Raw genomic sequence first — 22,749 nt, forward strand, 5'->3', positions numbered from 1 at the left:
AACATGCAGCGACAGGTGGAGACCATGCACACCGAGAAACCCTGGATCACCACACCCGTCACGCCCGAACTGGTCCACGGCGCCCTGGAGTTGGCGCCGACGGAGGACGGTGTGATGCCGTACCGGCTGCCCGCCCGGGCCCGCAGGTTCGCCGACGGGCAGATGAACATGGCCGCGGGCCAGCCGTCCGGCGTACGGCTCGCGTTCCGTACCCGGGCCACCGCGATCGAGCTGGACACCCGGCCCACCAAGCGCGAGTACGTGGGCGCACCGCCGCGCCCGGACGGCCGCTACGACCTGTTCGTCGACGGGCGGCCGGCCGGCCAGGGCAGTGTGTCCGGCGGCAACACGCTGGTGATCGACATGACGGCCGGCACCTTCGAGCACCGGCCGGGCCCGCCCGGCACCGTCCGCTTCACCGGACTGCCCGACGCGGGCGGGAGCGGGAGCGGGGGCGACGGCGGCGGGAGTCCGCGGGACGTGGAGATCTGGCTGCCGCACGACGAGGCCACCGAGCTGCTCGCGCTGCGCACCGACGCGCCCGTCGAACCCCTGCCGGACCGGGGCCGCAAGGTCTGGCTGCACCACGGCAGTTCGATCAGTCACGGTTCCAACGCGGAGAGCCCGTCCGTCACCTGGCCCGCGCTCGCCGCGGCCCGTGGCGGGGTGGACCTGGTCAATCTGGGCCTGGGCGGCAGCGCACTGCTCGACCCGTTCCTCGCCCGGACGATGCGGGACACCCCGGCCGACCTGATCAGCGTCAAGATCGGCATCAATGTGGTGAACGCCGACCTGATGCGGCTGCGGGCCTTCGGCCCGGCCGTCCACGGGTTCCTCGACACGATCCGTGAGGGGCATCCCACCGCCCCGCTGCTGGTCGTCTCGCCCATCCTGTGTCCCATCCACGAGGACACCCCGGGGCCGAGCGTGCCGGACTTCAGCGGTGTCGAGGAGGGGCGGCTGAGCTTCGCCGCCGCCGGCGATCCGGCCGAACGGGCCGCGGGCAAGCTGACGTTGAACGTCATCCGGGAGGAGCTGGCCCGGGTGGTGGAACAGCGGCTGGCCGACGACCCGAACCTCCACCTCCTCGACGGCCGTGAGCTGTACGGCGAGGCGGACAACGCCGAACTGCCGCTGCCGGACGCGCTGCACCCGGACACGGCCACCCACCGGCGCATGGGCGAGCGGTTCGCCGCGGCGGTCTTCACCCCCGGTGGCGCCTTCGGCGAGCGCGCCGACTGAGCACCGGGGCCGGGACCGGCGCCGGGGCCGGAACGGGCGCCGCGGCCGGGGGAGCGCCGGGCCCCGGCCCATGTGCCGGGGCCGTGCTCAGGGGGCGATGGACTCCAGTTTGCGGCCGCTGGTCTCCTCGGCGCCCGCGGCGGCGGTGAGCGATCCGGCGAGCGCCGTGCCGGCGAGCGTCAGGAAGACCGCGCCGAGGGTGCCGCCCGCGTACACGGCGCCGACGACGATCGGGCCGAGGATCACCCCGAGCCGGTTGAGCGCACCTCCCACGCTGGAGCCGAGCGCCCGCATCCGGGTGGGGAACAGCTCGGGCGTGTAGAGGTACAGGCAGATGTTGGAGCCGAAGAAGAACACGGCGGCCAGCGAGGTCCACAGCAGCACCGCCCCGGCCGAGCCGGCGCCGAGGACGCCGAGCAGCAGCAGACAGCCGGCCGCGGCGCCGAGGCACCGCACGACCGTGCGCCGCCGTCCCACCCGGTCGACGGTGAGCGCCACGACGAGGCAGCCCAGCAGCCCGGCGCAGGAGGTCAGCGTCGAGTGGAGCAGTGCCTCGGAGAGGCTCAGTCCGAACCGGGTGCTGTAGATCGTCGGCAGCCAGGACGTGATGCCGTAGTTGACGAAGTAGCCGGTGAACCAGAGGACTCCGATCACCAGCGTGCGCTTGCGGTAGCGCCCGGAGAGCAGTTCGCGCAGCCCGCCGCCGCCACGGGTTCCGGCCGGCGGGGCGGTCTCCTCGGGTACGGGCTCCGGCTCGGGCAGCGGGGCGCCGGTGATCCGCCGCACCCGCTCCTCGATGGCGTCCATGGTGGCCAGGGCCTCCCGGTGCCGCCCCTGGTCGGCCAGCCAGCGCGGCGACTCGGGGACGTACCGGGCGACGACGAAGCAGAGCACGCCGGGCAGCGCGGAGAGGCCGAACATCCACCGCCAGCCGAGCAGCGGCACCAGCCAGGAGGCGAGCAGCGCGCCCGCGGTGAGCCCCGCGGGGAAAACGAGTTCGTACAGCAGGACGAAGCGGCCCCGGTGCCGGGTCCTGGTGATCTCGGCGATGAAGGTGGCGGCGACCGGTACCTCGCCGCCGATCGCGAGGCCCTGCACGAACCGGACCGCCATGAACGGCCCGGGCGAACCGCTCGCCGTGAGCAGCAGGTTGCACAGACTGGAGACGGCGATGCAGACGGCGATGACCCGGACCCGGCCGAAGCGGTCTGCGAGGCGGCCGGAGAGGACGGCGCCGAGCAGCATCCCGACGGAGCCGACGGTCATCAGGGCGGTGGCGTGCCCGGTGCCCAGCTGCCACTCGGTGCGCAGTTGGGGCAGTGCGTAGGCGATGAGCAGCTGGTCGAAGGCTTCGAAGAAGGTCACCACGCCGATCACGAGGCGGACGGTGACGTGCCAGCGGCACAGCGGAAGGCGTTCCACGCGGGCGCCGATGGCGGCGGCGTCCGTCCGGCGGCGGTCGCCGCCCTCGGTGGCAGGGGAGGCGTCGAGCGTCATGGCGGTTCCTCCGGTCCCGGCACGGTCGCGCGGGCGCGGCTGAACTGCCGGGGTTTCGGGCGGCGTCGGGGCAGGGGAGGGGGAGCGGGCTGAGCCCGGGGCCGGCAGGCGGGGGGTGCTGGTGCGGGTGCCGAGGCGGGTGTCGTCGGGCGGTGCACGGCCGGCCCGGGCCGCACATGTACAAGGGCTGAACCTCTCAGGGCCTAAGTTCTACCGGCCGCACACAGGGGCCCGTCAAGGGTCCTGCCGTGACCTCACGCGAATTGACCGCCGCCCGGGGCTTGCGGGTGAATTATTTAAGCCCTTAGCTTCTTGGTGCTTGCCGACGACGGCCGGTCACCGACCCGGCCGCCGGTGAACTCCCGTGCCCCTTCCTCCCGGAGGCCCTGTCATGCTGCGCGTTCCTCCCGACGAGATCCTCGGCGCGGGCCGGGCCCGGCGCGGCGCCGGCGCGCCCGTCGAAACGGTCGACCCGGCCGACGGCACCGTGCTCGCCACCCTCCACGCCGCCTCGCCCGAACAGGTCGACGAGGCCGCACACGCCGCCGACCGGGCCGCCCGCGACCCGGCCTGGCGCGACCTCCTGCCGCACCGCCGGGCCCGGCTGCTGCACCGGATCGCCGCACTGATCGAGGAGAACGCCGACGCACTCTCCGCGCTCCAGACCGCCGACACCGGCAAGACGCTCGCCGAGACCCACGCCCTCGCGCTCAGCGCCGCCGGCACCTTCCGCTACACCGCGGCGGCGCTGGAGACCGCCGAGGACGCCGTCACCCCCGCACGCGGGCCGTATCTGACGATGAGCGTGCACGAACCCGTCGGTGTCGTCGGCGCCGTCAACCCGTGGAACTCGCCGATCGCCTCCGACGCGCAGAAGGCGGCGCCCGCCCTCGCCGGCGGCAACGCGGTCCTGCTCAAGCCCGCCGAATGGACCCCGTTGGTCTCCCTCGCGCTCGGCCGGCTCGTCCACCGCGCGCTCGACGAGGCCGGGTTGCCCACCGCGCTGTTCTCCGTGCTGCCGGGGCCCGGCTCCGTCGTCGGGGACGCGCTCGTGCGCCACCCGCTGGTACGGCGCATCGGATTCACCGGCGGCACCCGCACCGGCCGGGCCATCGCCCGCGTCGCCGCCGACAAGCTCGTACCGGCCGGGCTCGAACTCGGCGGCAAGTCCCCGACGATCGTCCGCGAGGACGCCGACACCGAACAGGCCCTGGCCGGTGTGCTGTTCGGCATCTTCTCCTCCACCGGCCAGTCCTGCGTCGCCGGCTCCCGGCTGTTCGTGCACCGCTCCCGGTACGACGCCTTCGTCGGCGAACTCGTCGAGCGCGCCCGCGCGTTGCGCGTCGGCCCCGGCACCGACCCGGCCACCCAGGTCGCGCCGCTCGTCCACCACCGGCACCGGGAGACCGTCGACGGCTGGGTCCGGCTGGCGCGCGCGGAGGGCGGGCGTGTGCTGTGCGGGGGCCGGGCGCCGGACGGCGAGCGGTACGCGGCCGGCGCCTACTATCTGCCGACCGTCGTCGACGGACTGCCGCACACCGCGCGGGTGTGCCGCGAGGAGATCTTCGGGCCCGTCCTGGTGGCCCTGCCGTACGACGACGAGGACGAACTGGTGCGCCAGGCCAACGGCACCGACCACGGCCTCGCCTGCGGCATCTGGACCCGCGACGCGGGGGCCGCCTGGCGCCTCGCCCGCCGTATCGAGGCCGGGACGGTCTGGATCAACACCTACAAGCAGTTCTCCGTCTCCACCCCGTTCGGCGGGATGAAGGACAGCGGCCTCGGCACCGAGAAGGGCCGCGACCTCATCCGCGCCTACCAGCGGCAGAAGTCCCTGTACTGGGGGACCGATCCGGCGCCGCTGCCCTGGGCCGACCGACGGCCGACCGACCACGGAGGGAACCCGTGACACCACCCCCGATCGCCCGGCTGCGCGCACTGCGCTCGGTCGAGCTGCTCACCCCCGACTTCGCCGAGGCCGCCGACTTCTACGAGGAGGCATGGGGCCTGGAGGTCGTCGAGGCCGGACACAGCGCCAGCTGGCTGCGCGGTACCGGCACCGAGCACCACGCCCTCCAGCTCACCCGCGCCGACCGCACCGGTCTGGGCCGGCTCTCCTTCGCCGTCGGCACCCCCGCCGAGATCGACGAGGCCGCCCGCCGGCTGGAGCGCCGCGGCATCACCCCGCTCACCGAGCCCGGCCCCCTCGACCAGGCCGGCGGCGGCTACGGGCTGCGCTTCCACGACCACGAGGGCCGGCTCGTCGAACTCTCCGCCGACACCTGGGCGGTGCCGCCGCGCGGCCGGGACGCGGCCGTGCCCGTCGGCGTCACCCACGCCGTGCTCAACACCCCCGACATCGACGCCGCCGTGGCCTTCTGGACGGATGTGCTCGGGCTGCGCGTCTCCGACTGGTCCGAGCACCAGATGGCCTTCCTGCGGTGCAACAGCGACCACCACTGCATCGGGTTCAACCAGGCCGACTGGGTCTCGCTCAACCACGTCGCCTACGAGATGACCTCCGTCGACCACTTCATGCGCGGCCTCGGCCGGCTCCGCCACCACGGCGTCACCCCGCAGTGGGGACCGGGCCGGCACGGCCCCGGCAACAACACCTTCTCCTACTTCACCGACCCCACCGGGCTGGTGTGCGAGTACACCTCCGAGGTGGCCCAGGTCGTCGAGGACTCCTGGATCTGCCGCGTCTGGCGGCGCACCCCCGAGCTGTCCGATCTGTGGGGCACCGCCGGTCCGCCCTCCGCACACATCCGCGCACACATGGCCGGCACCCCCGATGGCAGCCCCGTGCGGCCCCCGCGCGCCGAGAACGCGCCCGAGGACGCGCCCGTGGACGCCCCCGTGGACGCGCCCGCGGAGGCCCGCACCCCGCACGGCGAAGGAGCAACCGTATGACGGCCCCCGCGCTGCGCACCGGCCTGATCGGCTGGGGCGCCATCGGCCGCGTCGTCGGCAGAGCCCTCGCCGACGGGGCGGTGCCCGGCGCCGCACTCGTCTGCGTCGTCGACAACCGGCCGCTCGGCGCGGACGTCCCCGCGCCCCGCTGCACCGTCGAACAGGCCCTGGAGCGCTGCGATCTGCTCGTCGAGGCCGCCGGGCAGGGCCTCGTACGCGAGTGGGGCGAACGCGTCCTGGAGTCCGGCACCGATCTGCTGATCGCCTCCACCGGCGCCCTCGCCGACGAGGACCTCGCCAAGCGGCTGCTGGACGCCGGCCCCGGGCGTCTCCACGCCACCGGCGGCGCCCTCGGCGGGCTCGACCTCCTCCAGGCCGTGTGCGCCATGGGCCCGCTGGACGAGGTGCGACTCACCACCACCAAGCTCCCCGCCACCCTCGAACAGCCCTGGATGGGCGAGGAGTTGCGCACCCGGCTGTGGACCGCGACGGGCCCCGTCGAGGTGATGACCGGCACCGCACGGGACGTCCCCGAGCGCTTCCCCCGCTCGACCAACGTCGCCGCCTCGGTGGCGCTCGCCGTGGGCGACCCCGGCGCCGTGCGGGTCACCGTCGTCGCCGACCCGGCGGCCCGGCAGACCTCGCACGTCGTCGAGGCACACGGCCCGCACGGCTCGTACCGCTTCGAGGTGCGCCATGTGCCCGACCCGGGCAACCCGGCCACCAGCGGCGTCGTGCCGTACGCCGTGCTGCGCTCGCTGGGCGCCCTCACCGGCAGGACGGGGCAGATCCTGTGACCGCGCACCCGGCCGCAGCCGGCCGCACCCCCGGAGCAGGCCCCGCCGCCGACCCGCCCGCCGTGTCTGCCGCGCCCGTCACGCGCGCCGCCGACCCGCCCGGTCTGCACCTGCGCGAGGCGGGGGAGCGGGGCCCGCTGGTGCTGTGTCTGCACGGCATCGGCTCGTCCTCCGCGGCGTTCGCGCACCAACTCGACGCGCTCCGCGGGGAGTTCCGGGCCGTCGCCTGGGACGCGCCCGGCTACGGCAGCTCCGCCGACCCGCCCGGCCCCCTGACCCTGGACGACTACGCGGACGCCGCCGCCGCGGTGATCCGCGCCCGGGGCGGCACCGCCCACGTCCTCGGCGCCTCCTGGGGCGGGGTGATCGCGCTGCGGCTCGCGGTGCGCCACCCGCGGCTCGTCACCTCGCTGATGCTCCTCGGCTCCACCCCGGGCTCCGGCACCGCACCCGGCAAGGCGGCGGCGATGCGGGCCCGCGCCGACGAGCTGGCCGCCTCGGGGCCGGACGCCTTCGCCGCCGCCCGCGCCCCCCGGCTGCTCGCCGAGGACGCACCGCCGGAACTGGCCGAGCACGTCACCCGGTCCATGGCCGACGCGGTACGGCTGCCCGGCTACCGGTACGCCGCCGAGTCCATGGCCGCGACCGATCTGCGCGGCGCACTGCACCGCGTCACCGCGCCCGCCCTCGTCCTGTGCGGCGACCGGGACCGGATCACCGGCCCCGAAGCCTCCCAGGTGCTGGCCGGCGGCCTGGCCGGGGCCGCCTACGTGATCGTCAGGAACGCCGGCCACCTCGTCCACCAGGAGCGGCCCGGCCCCGTTGACGCCTGGCTCCTGTCCCATCTGCACATCGCAGCCGACCCGTCCACCGAACCGAAGGGCTGAATCCCATGCCGCTGACCACCACCGCCTACGACAACGGCGGTGACCTGGCCGCCTACACCGACTCCCTGATCGCCGGCCGGGAGTCCCGCGAACCCGACTGGGGCGCCCTGTCCTTCCAGGAGAAGGCCGGGCCGCAGTACCGCCGTGCACAGATCCGCTACGTGGGCTCCGGCGCCACCGGCGACCACGAGGGCGACCGGCGGATCCTGCCCTCCGGCGGCTTCACCTTCTCCAACATGCTGCTGCCGCCCGGTGCCGAGGGCCCCGCGCACACCCACCACGACGTCGAAGAGGCGTTCTTCGTCCTGGAGGGCGAGGTCCGGGTCGGCATCCACCGGGGGCCCGACGAGGCCGAGTACCGCACCCTGGGCTACCGGGACATGATCGTCGTCCCGGCCGGGGTGACCCGCTCGCTGAAGAACGAGGGCGACACCGACGCGCTCTTCTGCGTGATCATCGGCACCCGTAAGCCGCAGGTGCCGACCTACCCCGAGTACTCGCCGCTGTACGGCGTCACCCGTGACTGACCACGGGGCGCGCACCGTCGTGGTGACCGGCGCCGGCCGTGGCCTGGGGGAGGCCATGGCCCGCCGGGCCGCGGCCGACGGCTACCACGTCGTCGTCGCCGAGCTGGACACCGGGCGCGGCGAGCGGTGCGCCGCCGCCATCCGGGACGACGGCGGACAGGCGGTCCATCTGCCCCTGGACGTGGCCGACCCCGGCTCGGTGGCCTCCCTCGCGGCCGAACTCGCCCCGCGGGCACCGCTGTACGCGCTGGTCAACAACGCGGCGCTGGCGGACGGCGTCGGCGGCAAGGAGTTCCAGGACATCGACGTGGCCGTCTGGGACCGGCTGATGGCGGTGAACGCGCGCGGGCCCTGGCTCGTGGCGAAACACCTGCTGCCGCTGATGTCCGGCCCCGGCCGGATCGTCAACATCGCCTCGGACGCCGCGCTGTACGGCTCGCCCCGGCTGGCCCACTACATCGCCTCCAAGGGCGCCGTGCTCGCGCTGACCCGGGCGATGGCGCGGGAGCTGGGCGAGTCGGGCATCACCGTCAACGCGGTGGCGCCCGGCCTCACCGAGGTCGAGGCCACCGAGGCGGTGCCCGCCGAACGCCACGCCCTGTACGCGGCGCGGCGCGCCATCGCCCGCCCGCAGCGGCCCGACGACCTCACCGGCCTGGTCGCCTTCCTGCTCGGCGAGGAGTCCCGCTACCTCACCGGCCAGGTGATCGCCGTCAACGGCGGCTTCACCATGCACTGACCCTCGCGGGAGCCGGCCCGCGCGGTGGTCCGGCCGACCCGGACCGGCCGGGACACCCCCGTACCGCCCCGACCGGACGCCGCCCCGCCCCCGGGCACCGCCGCACCACCGCACGGGCCGCCCCCGGCCGTTCGCCCCCAACAACCCCTGCACCACACGGCGCGACACCACGACACCCGGCACCACGACCCGGTGCCATGGCCACTCCGGCATCACCGCTTCGGCACCGCCACCCCGGCGCCGCCGCCCAGGCACTGCCGCTTCGGCACCGTCACCTCCGGTGCCGCCGCACACCGACGCCCGCACGCACACACCCGCCTCTGGGAGCAGGTGCACACCGCCCGCCGGGCCACACCCCGACCCCCACTCGTCCAACGCCCCGCGCGGGGCCCGTACTTGGAGGCAACCGCCATGGATCTCGGCCTCGCCGACCACGCGTTCCTGGTCACCGGGGGCAGCTCCGGTGTCGGGCTGGCCACCGTCCGTGCCCTGCTCGACGAGGGCGCGGGCGTCGCCACCTGCGGCCGGGACGCCGAGCGGCTCGACGCCGCCGCCCAGCGTCTCGACGCCGCGCCCGGCCGGCTGTTCACCGGCGTGTGCGACGTCCGCGACGCCGGCCAGATGTGCGCGTTCACCGAGCGGGCCGCCGCACACTTCGGCCGGCTGGACGGGCTGGTCAACAACGCCGGACGCTCCCGGATGCAGCGCCTGGACGAGACGACGGCGGACGACTGGCGCGACGAGCTGGAGCTGAAGTTCGCCGGTGTCCTCAACCCGCTCGCCGCCGCGCGGGAGCATCTGCGCGCGGCGCCGGCGCCCGCCGTCGTCAACATCAACGCCGTCCTCGCCAAGCAGCCCGAGCCCCGGCTGATCGCGACGGGCGCCGCCCGCGCCGGTGTCCTCAACCTCTCCGCCGCCCTCGCCACCGAGCTGGCGCCCGAGCGGATCCGCGTCAACTCCGTGTGCTTGGGCCTGATCGACACCGGCCAGTGGACCCGGCGGCACGCCGCCGCCGGCACGGCGCTGAGCTACCAGGAGTGGCAGCGCGAACTCGCCGCCGACCGCGGTATCGCGCTGGGCCGCCTCGGCCGGGCCGAGGAAGTGGCGTACGCCGTCGTCGCGCTGCTCTCGCCGCGCGCTTCCTACATCACCGGAACCAGCATCGACGTCTGCGGCGGAGTCGGCCGCGGCATCCTGTGAGGAGCCCGAAATGCAGTACGCCGACGGAGGCGAACTCCTCGTCGCGCATCTGAAGGACATCGGCGTCGACACCGTCTTCGGCATCGTGTCCGTCCACAATCTGCCGCTCGTCGAGGCCGTCGACCGGCATCTGCGGTTCGTGCCCGTCCGGCACGAGGCCACCGCCGTCAACGCGGCCGACGCGCACGGGCGGGCCCGCGGCGGCATCGGCTGCGCCCTGACCTCCACCGGGACGGGCGCCGGCAACGCCGCCGGGTCGCTCATCGAGGCGCTGGCGGCCGGCGCGGCCGTCCTGCACGTCACCGGCCAGATCGAGACCGCCCATCTGGGGCGCGGGCGCGGCTTCATCCACGAGACGCCGGACCAGCTCGGCATGCTCACCGCCGTCTCCCGGTACGCCGCGACCGTCCCCACCGCACGGGACGCCGGACGGCTGCTGCGCGCCGCCACCGCCGCCGCGCTGACCGCGCCCGGCGGCCCCGCCAGCCTGGAGTGGCCCGTCGATCTCCAGTACGCGGCCCAGACCGACCGGGGCGAACAGCCGTCCCGTACACCGCTGCCCGTGCCCGACCCCGGTCAACTCGACGCCGCGCGCCGCCTGTTGGCCGGTGCGCGCCGCCCGCTGATCTGGGCCGGGGGCGGCGCGGCCGGCGCCCGTGCCGAGCTGGGCACGCTGCTGACCGCCACCGGCGGCGGCCTGCTCACCTCCAACGCGGGCCGCGGCGCCGTCCCCGAGGACCACCCGCGCGTCGTCGGCAACTTCGCCACCGCCCCGGCCGCCCGCGCTCTGCTCGCCGACGCCGATGTCCTGGTCAGCGTGGGCACCCACTTCCGCTCCAACGAGACCGCCGACTACACCCTGGGCCTGCCCTCGGCGCACATCCAGGTGGACGTCGACGAGGCGGCGCTCGGCCGCGCCTACCCGGCCCGGCACACCCTGCACGGCGACGCCGCGGCCGTACTGCCCGAACTGGCCGGCGCCGCCGCACCGGCCGAACCGGGCTGGGGCGAGCGCGTCACCGCCGTCCGTGCCGAGGTGCGCGCCGCGCTGCACGAGTCCATCGGCCCGCAGGCGGCGATCTGCGACGCGCTCGCCGCGCTCCTGCCCCGGGACGCCGTCGTCGCCCGCGACGTCACCATCCCCTCCTCGTCCTGGGGCAACCGGCTGCTGCCCGTTCACGACCCGCGCGCCAACGTCTTCCCGCGCGGCGGCGGCATAGGCCAGGGCCTCGGCATGGGCATCGGCGCCGCGCTCGCCCGCCCCGGCCGCCCCACCGTCGTCATCGCGGGCGACGGCGGCCTCGCCGTCCACCTCGGCGAGCTGCTCACCCTCGCCCAGGAGCGGCCCCGGCTGACCCTGCTCGTCTTCGACGACGGCGGCTACGGCGTGCTGCGCAACATGCAGGACGCACACCGCACCCGCCGCAGCGGAGTCGACCTGGGCGGCCCCGACTTCGCCGCGCTGGCCGCCGCCTGCGGGCTGCCGCACTCCCGTATCGCCGACGCCGCCGAGGCCGAGGCCGTGCTGGCCGACGCGCTCGCCCTGGACGGCCCCTGCCTCGTGGAGATCGACCTGGCCGCGCTCGGCCCCATGAAGAACCCCTTCACCCCGCCCGTCACGATCCCCGCCGCGTAAAGGGGGAACGCGCCATGACCGACACCGCGGAGCACGAACTCGACCTGCTGGTGCACCGGATGACCTGGGAGGCGGACGGCGTGCTGGCCGTCGAACTCGTCCACCCGCAGGGCAAACCGCTGCCCGCCTGGACGCCCGGCGCCCACATCGACCTGCACACCGGCGGCCACATCCGCCAGTACAGCCTGTGCGGCGACCCGGCCGACACCGGCAGCTACCGGCTGGGCGTCCTCGACGAGCCCGCCTCGCGCGGCGGGTCCCGGCACATCCACACCCGGCTGCGGCCCGGCCGGCGCGTCCGGGCGGCCGGGCCGCGCAACCGGTTCGAGCTGGAGCCCGCCGCCTCGTATGTCTTCCTCGCCGGCGGCATCGGCATCACGCCCCTGCTGCCCATGGCCCACCGGGCCGCGCGGGACGGCATCCCCTACCGGCTGGTGCACGGCGGACGCAGCCGCGCCTCGATGGCCTTCGGCGCCGAGCTGGCCGCGCTCACCGGCGGCGAGGTGACGCGCGTCCCGCAGGACGAACAGGGCCACCCCGACCTCGGCGCCGCCCTGCACGGCCTGCCGCCCGACGCCCTCGTCTACTGCTGCGGGCCCGCGCCGCTCCTCGACGCCGTCGAACAGCTCTGCCCCGCCGGGCAGTTGCGCACCGAGCGGTTCGCCGCCCCGCCCGCCGGCCGGCCGGACACCGGCACCTCCTTCGAGGTGGAGTGCCGCTCCTCCGGCATCACCCTCACGGTGGACGCCGGCACCTCCGTCCTGGAGGCCGCCGAACGCGCCGGGCTGGCCGTCCCCTCCTCCTGCCGGGACGGGATCTGCGGCACCTGCGAGACCCGCGTCCTGGCCGGCACACCCGACCACCGCGACTGCCTGCTCAGCGAGGCCGAACAGGCCGCCGGCGACACGATGATGATCTGCGTCTCGCGCTGCGCCTCCGACCGCCTCGTCCTCGATCTGTGACACCGGCGCACGCGACCACCGCCGGACCGGCGACCGCCGCACCCCGCCGCCTCCCCAACAAGCCCTGGAACACGCGCACTTCACCGCGACGCGACCGTACGGAGAACGCCATGCAGCCCACCGGAACCCCGCCCTACCTGGACCCGCACCAGACCCGCCGCCACGCGCCCACCCCCTACGAGCTGAAGCTCGCCCGCACCCTGGAGGAGATTTTCACCGAGGACGGCCACACCCTCGACGACGTCGTCGCCGGGCTCAACGCCCGGCAGGTCCGCACCCCCGACGGCCGGCCCTGGACCGAGGAGTCCTTCCGCGCCGAGATGCACCGCCTCGGTGCCTGAACACGCCGGGCGGCCCGGGCGGCCCGAGCACGCCGCGCAGCCCGGGCACGCCGAGAAAACCGGGAACCGGAACCCCGAGACCCCCGACCGAGGAAGCCGCACATGACTCTCTCCACCAAGGACTCAGCCGAGCACATCCACGCCAACGGCCTGCGCAACCAGTGGCATCCGGTGGTGCCCTCCCGGTTCGTCGAGCCCGGTGCCCTGCGCCGGGTCACCGCGCTCGGCGAGCAGTGGCTGCTGTTCCGCCGGGCGGACGGCACGCTCTCGATGCTCGCCGACCGCTGCCCGCACCGGGGCGCGCCCCTGTCCCTCGGCAAACACCTGGGCGACCGGATCGCCTGCTGGTACCACGGCGTCGAGGTCGACGGCGGTGGCACGGTCACCTCCGTGCCCGGCCTGCCCGGCTGCAATCTGGAGGGCAAGACCCTCGTCACCTCGCTGCCCGTGCGGGAGGCCGGCGGCGCCGTGCTGGCCTGGTTCGGCGACGAGGAACACCCCGAGCCCGGCGAGCTGACCCTGCCGGAGCCGCTCACCGACCCGGAGATCTCCGCGCTGCTGTGCTACGCCGAGTGGAACGTGCCCTGGCGCTACGCCATGGAGAATCTGCTCGACCCGATGCACGGCGCCTTCCTGCACCGCGACTCGCACACGATGTACGACGGGGACACCACCGCCAAGTTCCGCATCAGGGAGACCGAGCGGGGCTACTTCTTCGAGAAGACCGACCAGCGCGGCGTCAACTTCGACTGGGTCGAGCTGTGCCGCACCGGCGTCGACTGGGTGGACCTGTCCATTCCCTATCCGCCCTCCGCGGGGCCGGGCGGGCCCTTCGGCATCGTCGGGATGGTCTGCCCCGTCGACGCCGGGCGCACGGGCGTCTTCTTCTGGCGCTACCGCAAGGTCTCCGGCTGGCAGCGCGACACCTGGCACTTCCTGTACCGCACCCTCATCGAGGAGCGCCACTGGGAGGTGCTGGAGCAGGACCGCGTCATGCTGGAGGCCATGCCCGCCGACGCCGACCAGCGGGAGAACCTCTACCAGCACGACCTGGGTGTCGTCCGGCTCAGGCGGCTCTACCGGGGCCTGGCCGAGCAGCAGTCGGCGGCCGGGAGCGCCGGCTGAGGAGCGGCGCACCCGCCTTCGGCCGCGGCCCCGCGTCCGGCAGGTGCCGGGTGCGGGGCCGGGCGCTGTGGCGCCGTGCGCGGAGCCGGGCCCGTGCGGCGGCGTTGCACGGGGCGGGCCCGCGCGGCGGGCCGGTGCCCGGTTCACTCCGGTGCGTCGTCGTCCTCCGGCAGTTCGTCCGACTCGACGATGGAGCGCTCCAAATGTGAGAGCAGCCGGGCGAGTTGGCGCTGCTGTGCCGGGCTGAGGCCGGTGAGCATCCGGCGTTCGTTCTCCAGGTGTTCCGCGAACACCTCGTCCACGGTGGCCAGTCCCCGCTCGGTCAGCCGGGAGTAGACGACCCTGCGGTCCTCCGAGTCCCGCTCCCGCACCAGCAGGCCCTCCTTCTCCAGCCGGTCGAGCCGCAGCGTGATCCCGGCCGAGGAGACCAGCCCGCTGGCCGCGAGCTGCCCGGCGGTGAGCCGGTAGGGCTCCCCGGCCCGGCGCAGCGCGGTCAGCACGTCGAAGCCCGCGAGGGACAGCCCGTGCCGCTCGATCTGTGCGGTGAGCCGCGACTGGTAGTGGAGGTAGGCGCGGTGCAGCCGGGCCAGCACCTCCAGCGGGCTGGTCTCCAGCTCGGGCCGCTCGCGCGCCCAGTCCTCGACTATGCGCGCCACCGCGTCGGGCCCCCTCGTCGACCTGCGCTGCCCCATCTGCTCCCCTTGGTCGGTCCTGCCGCGTTCCACCGGCTGCCGGATCCCGGAACCGGAACGACGCGCGTTCCGGGATCCGCGGAAACTTTAGCCATGAGCTATCGCCGGGCGGCCGGGCAGGCGCCGGAACAGGGGACCGGGGGAGGGGCGGCGGCGTCAGAGCGCGCCCGTGCCGGGTTCCAGGCCGGCGGCGGCCAGCCGGGTGCGGATACGCCGCCGGGCACGGTGCAGCCGGCTCATGACGGTGCCCTCCGGCACGTCGAGGAGCCGGGCGGCCTCCGCGTAGCTGAGCCCGCCGATGTCGACGAGGCGCACCACCTGCCGGTGTTTCTCGGGCAGTTCGTCCAGCGCGGCGTCCACGGCGTGGTCGAAGCTTCCGCCCACCACGAGGTCCTCGGGGGAGGCGACGCTGCCCGGCGAGTCGATCCGCCCGGCCGAGGCGAGCCGGTCGAGATCGGCGTCGGGGTCGTCCAGCAGGTGCGGACGGCGGCGCCGGTGCCGGTTGCGCTCCGCCCTGCGCATGATCGTCAGCAGCCAGGCGCGTGGATGCCGGCCGTCGAACCGGTCGATCGCCTTGTACGCGCGCAGCAGTGTGTCCTGGGCCAGGTCCTGGGCGTCGGCGGGCTGCGCGGTCAGGGTCATGGCCACCCGCAGCAGCACGTCCACCTCCGGCAGCACGTACCGCGCGAACGCCGCGTCCCGGCCGCCCTGCGTGTCCCGCGCGGCCGGCGGCCGCACCACTGTGTCCTCCACGCGGTCCTCCACGCACCGGAAAACGTTGCTCCGCTCCTGGTGTTGCGCCGCACGCGCCGCCGGCCGGGCGCGCCCCGCGCGGACGCCCCCGCGTGCGACGGCGGCGCGCCGCGGGCCCGCGCCCGCCGTACACCGCCTCCGGGCCCGCCGGGCCCGGCCTGGGGACGGCGGGCGGTGGCCGGGCCCGTCCCGCCGCCCGGAGGGGGCCGCAGGATCAGTCCGGCACGGCCAGCGCGACGGCGAACCGCTGCTCCCGGTCGGTCCACCACTGCCGCACGGCGAACCCGGCCCGGCGCAGCTCGGCGGTGAGCCCGGCGCGGCGGAACTTCGCCGAGGTCTCGGTGCGCAGCTCCTCGCCGGCCGCGAAGTCCACGGTGAGATCGAGCGGGGGGAACTTGACGGTCTGCGCGGTGCGGGAGCGCAGCCGCATCTCGACGCGTTCGTGCTCGGCGTCCCACACCGCGCGGTGGTCGAAGGAGCCCGGGTCGAAGTCGGCGTCCAGCTCGCGGTTGAGGACGTGCAGCACATTGCGGTTGAACTCGGCGGTGACGCCCTCGCCGTCGTCGTAGGCCGGCAGCAGCTCACCGACGGGTTTGACGAGGTCGGCGCCCAGCAACAGGGCGTCGCCCGGGGCGAGTTCGGCACGCAGCGCGGCGTGGAAGGCGGCACGCTGCGGCGGGCCCAGATTGCCGAGGGTCGAGCCGAGGAACGCCACCAGGCGGGGGCCCGGCGCATCGGCGGGCAGCGCCGGGTCGGTCTCGAAGTCGGTGACGGTTCCCGAGACGCGCAGCCCCGGGTAGGCGCGGCACAGCCGCTCACCGGCGTCCCGCAGCGCGGAGGCGGAGACATCGACGGGGACGTACCGCTCGGGCGCACCGCGGTCCGCCGCCCGGAACGCGTCGAGCAGCAGCCGGGTCTTGCGTGAGGCGCCGGAGCCCAGCTCGACGAGGGTGCGGGCGCCGGTGAGCCGGACGATGTCGGCGGCGTGCCGGGCGAGGATGCCGTGCTCGGCGCGGGTGAGGTAGTACTCCGGCAGGGCGGTGATGGCCTCGAACAGCCCATCGCCCCGCGCGTCGTAGAACCACTTGGGCGGCAGGGTCTTCGGCGTCGCGGTGAGCCCGGCCAGCACATCGGCACGCAGGGTGGTGGCGAAGTGGCCGTCGGGCAGCCGGTGGGTGAGGGTGAAGCGGCCCGTCATGGGGTGGGCGTCCTCTCCGTGGGACGGATGGCGGGTTCGGTGGTGCCGGGCGTCAGCGGGGTGATCGTGACGTCCGTGTGGGTGGCCAGCAGCAGCGATCCGTCAGGCACGTCCTGCCAGTCGCCGTCGTCGTCCGGCGGCTCGGACGCGACGAGCACCCGACCACCGCGCGTGCCCGCACCGCCGTCACCGTCCGGGCCGGGGACGAGCCGGTAGCCGAGGGAGTCGCCCCAGCGCACGGCGGCGATCGTGCGGCCGTCGGTGAGCAGCAGGTTCAGCCGTGCGCCGGGCCGTACGGCGGCGGTCGCGCGGACGACCGACGCGAGGGCGGCGCCGGCGGACTCCCCGGCGGACAGCCGTCGCACGAGCAGCGCCCACAGGAGCGCGGAGTCGGAGCGCGCCTCCATCTCCAGCAGCTCCCGTGCGCCGAGCGGCGTGCGGAGGTCGTCCGGGAGGCCGGGCCAGTCGGCCACGGCCCCGTTGTGGCTGAACAGCAGATGCCCGGCGCGCAGCGGGGCGCAGGCGGCCTCGTCCTGCCCGGTACCGGGGGTGGCGTCGCGGACGGCGGCGAGCAGCGCGCCGGTGTACAGGCACCGGGCGAGGTCCGGCAGGTTCGGGTCCGCCCACAGGGGGACCGCCCTGCGGTAGCGGGCCGGGCGGGTGTCCCGGGCCTCGATGGCCCCGGGGGCCCCGGTGGCCCCGGGGGCGCCGGTGGCCGGCGGGTACCAGCCGAGTCCGAAGCCGTCGGCGTTGACGGTGCCGTGCCGCTGTGCGCGCGGCGCCCAGGACTGCCGGTGAAGGCCGTACGGCGGATCGAGCAGCAGCCGCGACACCGCCACCGGCGGCCCCAGATAGGCCATATGACGGCACATCAGACGGCCTCCGGCGCGGCAGGTCCGGCGGGGTCGGCGTCCCGCGCGGTGCGGAATCCGGCGAAGATCTGCCGCCGCACGGGCAGATCCCAGTTGCGGAACGTCCCGCGGCAGGCCACCTGCGCGGTGCCGAACGAGCCGCCGCGCAGCACCCGGTACCGGTCGCCGAAGAACACCTCGCTGTACTCGCGGTACGGGAACGCCTCGAAGCCCGGGTAGCCGGTGAACGGCGAGGACGTCCACTCCCACACGTCGCCCAGCAGCTGGCGTGCCCCGCACGGCGCGGCACCCTCCGGGTAGGAGCCGACGGGTGCGGGACGCAGCTGCCGCTGGCCGAGGTTGGCGTGGACGGTCCCCGCGTCCCGGTCGCCCCACGGGTGGCGCAGCGACCGGCCGGTGGCGGGGTCGTGGCGGGCGGCCTTCTCCCACTCGGCCTCGGTCGGCAGCCGCCGCCCGGCCCAGCGGGCGTACGCGTCCGCCTCGTACCAGCACACGTGCAGCACGGGTTCGTCCCCCGGCACCTCCTCGGTGCGGCCGAACCGGCGCCGCAGCCAGGTGCGGCCCTCCCGGAACCAGAACAGCGGTGCGGTGAGGCCCTGCCGGACCCGGTGCCGCCAGCCCTCCGGGTGCCACCACTCGGGGCGCTCGTACCCGCCGTCCTCGATGAACTCCTGGTAAGCGGCGTTGCTGACGGGGGTCGTGTCCAGCCGGAAGGCCGGCAACTCGACGGTGTGTGCGGGCCGTTCGTTGTCCAGCGCCCAGGGGTCGGACGAGGTGCCCTGGGTGAACGGCCCCGCCGGGACGAGGACGTCGGCCGGCAGCCGGGCGCGGCACGCGCCGGTGTCCGGCGGCGTCTTGTCGTCGAGGACCGCCGGGCCGCGGCGCAGCTGGTGGGTGGCGAGCATCGTCTCGTCGTGCTGCTGCTCGTGCTGGGCGATCATGCCGAACACGAAGTGGCCGTCCAGCAGCCGGGCGCGCCGCCCCCGCGCGGCGGGCGGCGCCTCCAGCACCCGCAGGGCCGAGGCGCGCACCTCGGCGAGGTAGCGGCGGGCCTCGTCCGGGCCGAGGAGCGGCAGGGCCGGCCGGTCGGCGCGCGGATGCCGGAACGCGTCGTACAGCGTGTCGAGGTCACCGCGCAGCGCGGGCAGCCCGCCCGCCTCGCGCAGCAGCCAGATGTCCTCCTGGCCGGCGATGTGGGCCATGTCCCACACCAGCGGGGACATCAACGGCGAGTGCTGTGCGGTGAGTTCGCCGGTGTCGAGCCGGTCGGTCAGCGCCGTCGTCCGCCGCCGCGCCTCCTCCAGCGCCGCCGCCGCACACCCGGCGTCCGGCGCCTCGTACCCGGTGCTGCCGGAGGCGGTGGAGTGCGTACCCGTCACAGGGGGTTTCCTTCCGGTAGGTGGAGTGGGAGCACCGGCCGGTGCGGACCGCCGTCGCGCAGCGCGTCCAGCTGGTCGTCGGCGGGGCAGCGGCCACGCAGGGGATAGCGGTCGAGGAAGCCGGCCACCGCGTCGACCAGCGGTGCCGGGACCCGCTGCCGGGCCAGCGCGTCCAGCGCGGCCCGCAGACAGGCGCGGACCGCCGTGCCCAGGCCCGGCCCGCGCGGACCGGTGCGCGCCGCGCGCAGCCACACCTCCCACGGCGGCACGCCCCGGTCGTCGGTCAGCGGCCGGGTGGCCTCGTGCGCGAGGGCGGCGGCGACGGGGTCGTCGAGCAGCGCGGAGACGACCAGCACGGGGACGATCCAGCCGTCGCCCGGCTGCGCGTCCACCATCCGCAGCTCCAGGTGGCCGCGCGGGCGCACCGGGGGGAACAGGGTCGTCAGGTGGTAGTCCACGTCCGTGAGCGTCGGGGCCCGTCCCGCCGCCGGCCCGCCGCCGAGCCAGGCGCGCAGCGCCAGCCCGGGCGGTACCCGCCAGGGGCCGGAGGCGCGGGGGCGTACGCACATGACCTGTGCGTCGAGGGCGTAGCGGGCCCAGTCCCGCCGGGGCGAGCGCCAGCCGCCGGGCGGCTGCCGGGTGCGCTGCGGGTCGAGGCGGGCCCAGACGGCCTGCCGGGTGGAGGCCCAGCCGGTCGGACGTCCGCGGTGCACCGGGGAGTTGGCGAAGGCGGCGACGAGGACGGGGCCGAGCCGGTGCGCCAGCCGCCAGCGGAAGCGGAAGCCCGTCACGCCGTCGCTCTCGTCGCCGGCGTCCACACACACCTGCACGGCGGCGGTGGCCCGCATCATCACCCGGCCCCACGGGCCGTACCGGTCGAAGTACGTCTCCATCGCCCGGTACCGGGGGTGGTCGAGCACCCGCGGCGGTTCGCGCCACGGGTCGAGTCCGGCGCCGTCCAGCACGAGCCCGGCGGGTGCCAGGACCCGGCGCAGCGCCGTGAGGTCACCGGCCGCCGCGGCGACGCAGCCGGCGGGGGAGGAGGCGGGCGGGCAGCTGAGTTCGAGCTGTCCGCCGGGCTCCGAGGTCAGCACGCCGCCGTGCGGCAGGCCGCCCGGGCCACGCAGTGGAGCCAGCGCCTCCGCCAGCCGGCCGGGCGGCACCACCGCCTCCCGCTTCCGGCGGTCCCGCACCAGCCACTCCAGCTCCACGCCCGTACGCAGCGGAGGCCCGGTCTTGAAGCACACGCCGCGCACATGCGTCGCGGCGTCCTCCTCCCGTACGGGACGGTGCGCCGGGTCCGGGCCCCGGGTGCGCTCCGCCCGCACCGCAGGCGAGTCCATCGCGCCTCCTCACTCGTGCCACGTCCGCGTTCACTCGTGAGCCGCACCGGTAACCCGCCCGGCTGCCCGCCGGATTCCCTTCCGGGCGGCCGAAACCGGCCGTTCCGCGTTCCGCGGCGGCCGGGCGAACGCTCAGGCCGGAGCCCCGCCGGGGTGCCGACCGCCGCCCGGTGTACGGGGGTTGACGCTGGTGGGCCGGGTGAACACGCCCGGCCGCCGCGTTGGCCGGATCCCGACGGGCGCCCGGCCGCCGGGCTCCGGGGCCGGGAGTGGCCGGACGCGGGCCCCGGGGAGGCCGGTCCGGGCCGGGGAGGGCGGGAGCGGGCGTCCTCACCCGCCGGGGTGATCATGCGAGGACCCCGGGGCCCGCTGAGCCCGGGCGGGAGCGGCCCGCTGCCCGGCCCGACGGCGATCCCGGAGGTCTTATGCCGCTGAATGTCCCTTATGGGGTGCGCAGTTGAGGCGGGGGCCGCCCTTTCGTGTAACCCTCACAGCGTGCAATCGAGTGACAGCACTCCGTTACTATGAGGGTCTGCGGGAAGCTGCCCACGGCCTGTTCCGGCAGCACACGAAGCACTTCTTCCGGAACGGATATGGAAACGCATCGCTGGTACACGAGGCCCGGTTCCGAGGGAATTCCGCACCCTCCGCGACCCCCCTCGGCACACCGCTCCTCCCACGGATCGAGAAGGGACGTACGCGTGCCATCCGACGTCCCCGGAATTCCGGACGCATGCTGTGACAGCGCGCTGCCCGGCGGCACACGGCCCGGGCCGGCGCGGTACGGTCACCCACCCTGCCGGACCGGAACACCGCCCCGGACCGGCACACCGCCCCGGGACGGCAGAGCCCCCGCGGAACCTCCCACGGGCTCCCGCCCCGCCTGAACAGCCCCCCACCTCCCGCCCGGTGCACAGCGTGCCGGACGCGACCGGCAGGCCCGGCGCCGCACGCCCGGCCGTCGGTCCCCGCCGCCCGGCGGCACCGTGCGTCGGCCCTGTCGGCCCCGTCGGCCGCCCCGGACGTTCCGCCCGCCGTCGCGACACCGGTCGCGGCACGACACGGAATGCGCCGCAGCCGGCGCGTATACGCCCGGCCGCCTTTGTCTTCTCCTCTCCTCCAGGAGCCTTCTTGTCTCGTCGCCCTGAAAGCCTGCCGCTCACCGCCGCCCAGCGGGGAATCTGGTTCGCGACCCAGAACTCGGCCTCGGCGAATGTCGCCTTCCGCGTCGGTGAATTCGTGGAGATCACCGGACCGGTGGACGAGACCGCGTTCGACACCGCTCTCCACCGGACCGTCGAGGAGATCGACGGTCTGCATGTGCGCTTCGCGGCCGGCGACGACGGGCCCGTGCAGATCTTCCGGCCGGACACCGAACGCGCCTGGGAGCTGACACGGGTCGATCTGAGCAGCCGGCGGGACCCCTGGTCCGCCGCGCGCGACTGGGTCACCGCACGCATGGCACAGCCCCTGGACCCGGCGTGCGACCGGCTCTTCGACCATGCGCTGCTCACGCTGTCCCCCGACCGGCACATCTGGGCCTACAGCTACCACCACCTGGTGATGGACGCGACCGGCTTCGCGCTCGTCGCCACCCGCGTCGCCGAGCACTACGCCGCGCTCACCGAGCAACGCCCCTGCGCCCGCAGCCCGTTCGGCTCCCTGTCCGACGTGATCCGGCGGGAGCGTGCGTACGAGGAGTCCGGACAGCGCGCCGTCGACCGGGAGTTCTGGACGGACCGCCTCGCCGGCTGGCGGCCCCCGCGTCCGCTGACCGCCCCGACCGGCCGCACCGGCGACGGAACGGTGCTGCGCACACCGGAGGCGCCCCTGGCCGACGCGGCGCGGCTGCGGGCTGCGGCGGAACGCGCGGGGGTGCGCTGGTCCCGGCTGGTCGTCGCCGCGACGGCCGGCTATCTGCACCGGCTGACCGGAGAGTCCGACATCGTGCTCGGCCTGCCCGTCACCGGCCGCGACAGCGAGGAGACACGGCACCTGCCGGGCTCCGTCTCCAACGTCCTGCCCCTGCGGCTGTCCGTGCCGCCCGGGGCGACCTTCGCCCAGCTCGCCGCGCAGGCCGACACCGAACTGAGGGAGCTTCGGCAGCACCAGGGCTACCACGGCGAGGAGATCCTCCGCGACCTCGGACTCGCCGGTGAGCAGGGGCCGTTGTTCAGCCCGAACATCAATATCTTGTCCTTCCACCGCGCCCTGCGGTTCGGCGACAGCCCGTGCACCTTCCACCCGTGCCACAACTCCATGGGCATCGGCGTCTCCTTCATGGTCTGGGACCGGCGGGACGGCTCCGACCCGGCGCTGGGAGCGGAGGCGGACCCCGCGTACTGCGCCGAGACGGACCTCACCGGGCACCACGGGCGGCTGCTGCGCGTCCTGGAAGCCGCGATCGAGGACCCCGACCGCCGCGTGGACACCGTCTCCCTGCTGGACGCCGCCGAGCGGGAGGCCGCCCTCGGCCGCCCCACCGGCGAACCCCCCGAGGAGCCCCACGCGACCCTCCCGGAGTTGTTCCGTGCGCGGGTGCGTTCGGGTCCGGATGCACCGGCGGTGTCGTGTGGTGGTCGGACGCTGAGTTATCGCGAACTGGATGTGTTGTCGGACCGGTTGGCGGGTGTGTTGGTGGGGCGT

Annotated in this window: 20 protein-coding genes; 13 read left to right on the forward strand and 7 right to left on the reverse strand. The window is 75.3% G+C overall.

Going from position 1 to position 22,749, the window contains the following annotated elements; genetic code table 11:
• The first annotated feature begins 24 nt into the window (after positions 1–24).
• Complete coding sequence (locus SCA03_RS19060; protein ID WP_030891297.1) at positions 25–1,242, forward strand: GDSL-type esterase/lipase family protein; 1,218 nt, start codon at positions 25–27, stop codon at positions 1,240–1,242.
• An 87-nt stretch (positions 1,243–1,329) separates the two neighbouring features.
• On the opposite strand, the gene SCA03_RS19065 is transcribed toward SCA03_RS19060, so the two are convergent.
• On the reverse strand, positions 1,330–2,739 hold the full coding sequence (locus SCA03_RS19065) for an MFS transporter (protein ID WP_030891300.1): 1,410 nt from the start codon (positions 2,737–2,739) through the stop codon (positions 1,330–1,332).
• Positions 2,740–3,130: 391 nt separating this feature from the next.
• Between SCA03_RS19065 and SCA03_RS19070 the strand changes: the two genes are divergently transcribed.
• The 11 genes from SCA03_RS19070 to SCA03_RS19120 all read left to right on the forward strand — a co-directional run bounded on the left by SCA03_RS19070 (position 3,131) and on the right by SCA03_RS19120 (position 13,866).
• Positions 3,131–4,648: an aldehyde dehydrogenase gene (locus SCA03_RS19070; RefSeq protein ID WP_030893568.1), complete on the forward strand. Its 1,518-nt coding sequence runs from the start codon at positions 3,131–3,133 to the stop codon at positions 4,646–4,648.
• Positions 4,645–5,652 carry a VOC family protein gene (locus tag SCA03_RS19075; protein WP_086817443.1) on the forward strand — a complete coding sequence of 336 codons (1,008 nt, stop codon included), beginning with the start codon at positions 4,645–4,647 and terminating at the stop codon, positions 5,650–5,652. Before SCA03_RS19070 ends, SCA03_RS19075 begins: the two co-directional genes overlap by 4 nt.
• Positions 5,649–6,449: an aspartate dehydrogenase domain-containing protein gene (locus tag SCA03_RS19080; protein WP_086817441.1), complete on the forward strand. Its 801-nt coding sequence runs from the start codon at positions 5,649–5,651 to the stop codon at positions 6,447–6,449. Before SCA03_RS19075 ends, SCA03_RS19080 begins: the two co-directional genes overlap by 4 nt.
• Positions 6,450–6,511: 62 nt before the next feature.
• The gene (locus SCA03_RS19085) at positions 6,512–7,336 is read left to right on the forward strand and encodes an alpha/beta fold hydrolase (RefSeq protein ID WP_086817446.1); all 825 of its coding nucleotides are present in this window, start codon (positions 6,512–6,514) and stop codon (positions 7,334–7,336) included.
• Between the two features lie 5 nt (positions 7,337–7,341).
• On the forward strand, positions 7,342–7,863 hold the full coding sequence (locus SCA03_RS19090; RefSeq protein ID WP_030893570.1) for a cupin domain-containing protein: 522 nt from the start codon (positions 7,342–7,344) through the stop codon (positions 7,861–7,863).
• Positions 7,856–8,602 (forward strand): SDR family oxidoreductase, encoded by a 747-nt coding sequence (locus tag SCA03_RS19095; RefSeq protein ID WP_030891314.1) that lies wholly within the window; start codon positions 7,856–7,858, stop codon positions 8,600–8,602. The genes SCA03_RS19090 and SCA03_RS19095 overlap by 8 nt, the downstream gene beginning before the upstream one ends.
• Before the next feature lie 411 nt (positions 8,603–9,013).
• Positions 9,014–9,802, forward strand: coding sequence for an SDR family oxidoreductase (locus SCA03_RS19100; protein WP_030891317.1), 789 nt, complete (start codon positions 9,014–9,016; stop codon positions 9,800–9,802).
• Between the two features lie 10 nt (positions 9,803–9,812).
• Positions 9,813–11,438: a thiamine pyrophosphate-binding protein gene (locus SCA03_RS19105; protein WP_030893572.1), complete on the forward strand. Its 1,626-nt coding sequence runs from the start codon at positions 9,813–9,815 to the stop codon at positions 11,436–11,438.
• A gap of 14 nt (positions 11,439–11,452) precedes the next feature.
• The gene (locus SCA03_RS19110) at positions 11,453–12,400 is read left to right on the forward strand and encodes a PDR/VanB family oxidoreductase (RefSeq protein WP_030891324.1); all 948 of its coding nucleotides are present in this window, start codon (positions 11,453–11,455) and stop codon (positions 12,398–12,400) included.
• A gap of 110 nt (positions 12,401–12,510) precedes the next feature.
• Entirely contained in the window at positions 12,511–12,741 is a 231-nt protein-coding gene (locus SCA03_RS19115; RefSeq protein ID WP_030891328.1) for a recombinase-like helix-turn-helix domain-containing protein, read from the forward strand.
• Between the two features lie 102 nt (positions 12,742–12,843).
• Positions 12,844–13,866, forward strand: coding sequence for a Rieske 2Fe-2S domain-containing protein (locus tag SCA03_RS19120; protein WP_086814585.1), 1,023 nt, complete (start codon positions 12,844–12,846; stop codon positions 13,864–13,866).
• A gap of 143 nt (positions 13,867–14,009) precedes the next feature.
• Here the strand turns inward: SCA03_RS19120 and SCA03_RS19125 are convergent, their stop codons facing one another.
• The 6 genes from SCA03_RS19125 to egtA all read right to left on the reverse strand — a co-directional run bounded on the left by SCA03_RS19125 (position 14,010) and on the right by egtA (position 20,103).
• The gene (locus tag SCA03_RS19125; protein WP_030891333.1) at positions 14,010–14,558 is read right to left on the reverse strand and encodes a MarR family winged helix-turn-helix transcriptional regulator; all 549 of its coding nucleotides are present in this window, start codon (positions 14,556–14,558) and stop codon (positions 14,010–14,012) included.
• Between the two features lie 156 nt (positions 14,559–14,714).
• Complete coding sequence (locus tag SCA03_RS19130) at positions 14,715–15,311, reverse strand: RNA polymerase sigma factor (RefSeq protein WP_230988808.1); 597 nt, start codon at positions 15,309–15,311, stop codon at positions 14,715–14,717.
• Between the two features lie 214 nt (positions 15,312–15,525).
• Positions 15,526–16,509, reverse strand: a complete 984-nt coding sequence (gene egtD, locus SCA03_RS19135) for an L-histidine N(alpha)-methyltransferase (protein ID WP_086814583.1) — start codon at positions 16,507–16,509, stop codon at positions 15,526–15,528.
• Positions 16,506–17,381 carry an ergothioneine biosynthesis protein EgtC gene (gene egtC, locus SCA03_RS19140; RefSeq protein WP_086814582.1) on the reverse strand — a complete coding sequence of 292 codons (876 nt, stop codon included), beginning with the start codon at positions 17,379–17,381 and terminating at the stop codon, positions 16,506–16,508. Before egtC ends, egtD begins: the two co-directional genes overlap by 4 nt.
• Positions 17,381–18,760 (reverse strand): ergothioneine biosynthesis protein EgtB, encoded by a 1,380-nt coding sequence (gene egtB, locus SCA03_RS19145; protein ID WP_086814581.1) that lies wholly within the window; start codon positions 18,758–18,760, stop codon positions 17,381–17,383. The genes egtC and egtB overlap by 1 nt, the downstream gene beginning before the upstream one ends.
• Positions 18,757–20,103, reverse strand: a complete 1,347-nt coding sequence (egtA, locus tag SCA03_RS19150; protein WP_086814580.1) for an ergothioneine biosynthesis glutamate--cysteine ligase EgtA — start codon at positions 20,101–20,103, stop codon at positions 18,757–18,759. Before egtA ends, egtB begins: the two co-directional genes overlap by 4 nt.
• A gap of 1,131 nt (positions 20,104–21,234) precedes the next feature.
• Between egtA and SCA03_RS19155 the strand changes: the two genes are divergently transcribed.
• The coding region (locus tag SCA03_RS19155; protein WP_230988809.1) for a condensation domain-containing protein at positions 21,235–22,749 on the forward strand (1,515 nt) is incomplete at its 3' end.

This window comes from Streptomyces cacaoi, assembly GCF_006539165.1.
Lineage (GTDB): Bacteria > Actinomycetota > Actinomycetes > Streptomycetales > Streptomycetaceae > Streptomyces > Streptomyces cacaoi.

Coding starts and splice junctions, on each gene's coding strand:
- SCA03_RS19065 (WP_030891300.1), bottom strand. CDS start 2,739: ATGACGCTCGACGCCTCCCCTGCCACCGAGGGCGGCGACCGCCGCCGG.
- SCA03_RS19070 (WP_030893568.1), top strand. CDS start 3,131: ATGCTGCGCGTTCCTCCCGACGAGATCCTCGGCGCGGGCCGGGCCCGG.
- SCA03_RS19080 (WP_086817441.1), top strand. CDS start 5,649: ATGACGGCCCCCGCGCTGCGCACCGGCCTGATCGGCTGGGGCGCCATC.
- SCA03_RS19110 (WP_030891324.1), top strand. CDS start 11,453: ATGACCGACACCGCGGAGCACGAACTCGACCTGCTGGTGCACCGGATG.
- SCA03_RS19105 (WP_030893572.1), top strand. CDS start 9,813: ATGCAGTACGCCGACGGAGGCGAACTCCTCGTCGCGCATCTGAAGGAC.
- SCA03_RS19090 (WP_030893570.1), top strand. CDS start 7,342: ATGCCGCTGACCACCACCGCCTACGACAACGGCGGTGACCTGGCCGCC.
- egtD (WP_086814583.1), bottom strand. CDS start 16,509: ATGACGGGCCGCTTCACCCTCACCCACCGGCTGCCCGACGGCCACTTC.
- SCA03_RS19120 (WP_086814585.1), top strand. CDS start 12,844: ATGACTCTCTCCACCAAGGACTCAGCCGAGCACATCCACGCCAACGGC.
- SCA03_RS19100 (WP_030891317.1), top strand. CDS start 9,014: ATGGATCTCGGCCTCGCCGACCACGCGTTCCTGGTCACCGGGGGCAGC.
- SCA03_RS19115 (WP_030891328.1), top strand. CDS start 12,511: ATGCAGCCCACCGGAACCCCGCCCTACCTGGACCCGCACCAGACCCGC.
- SCA03_RS19125 (WP_030891333.1), bottom strand. CDS start 14,558: ATGGGGCAGCGCAGGTCGACGAGGGGGCCCGACGCGGTGGCGCGCATA.
- egtA (WP_086814580.1), bottom strand. CDS start 20,103: ATGGACTCGCCTGCGGTGCGGGCGGAGCGCACCCGGGGCCCGGACCCG.
- egtC (WP_086814582.1), bottom strand. CDS start 17,381: ATGTGCCGTCATATGGCCTATCTGGGGCCGCCGGTGGCGGTGTCGCGG.
- SCA03_RS19060 (WP_030891297.1), top strand. CDS start 25: ATGCACACCGAGAAACCCTGGATCACCACACCCGTCACGCCCGAACTG.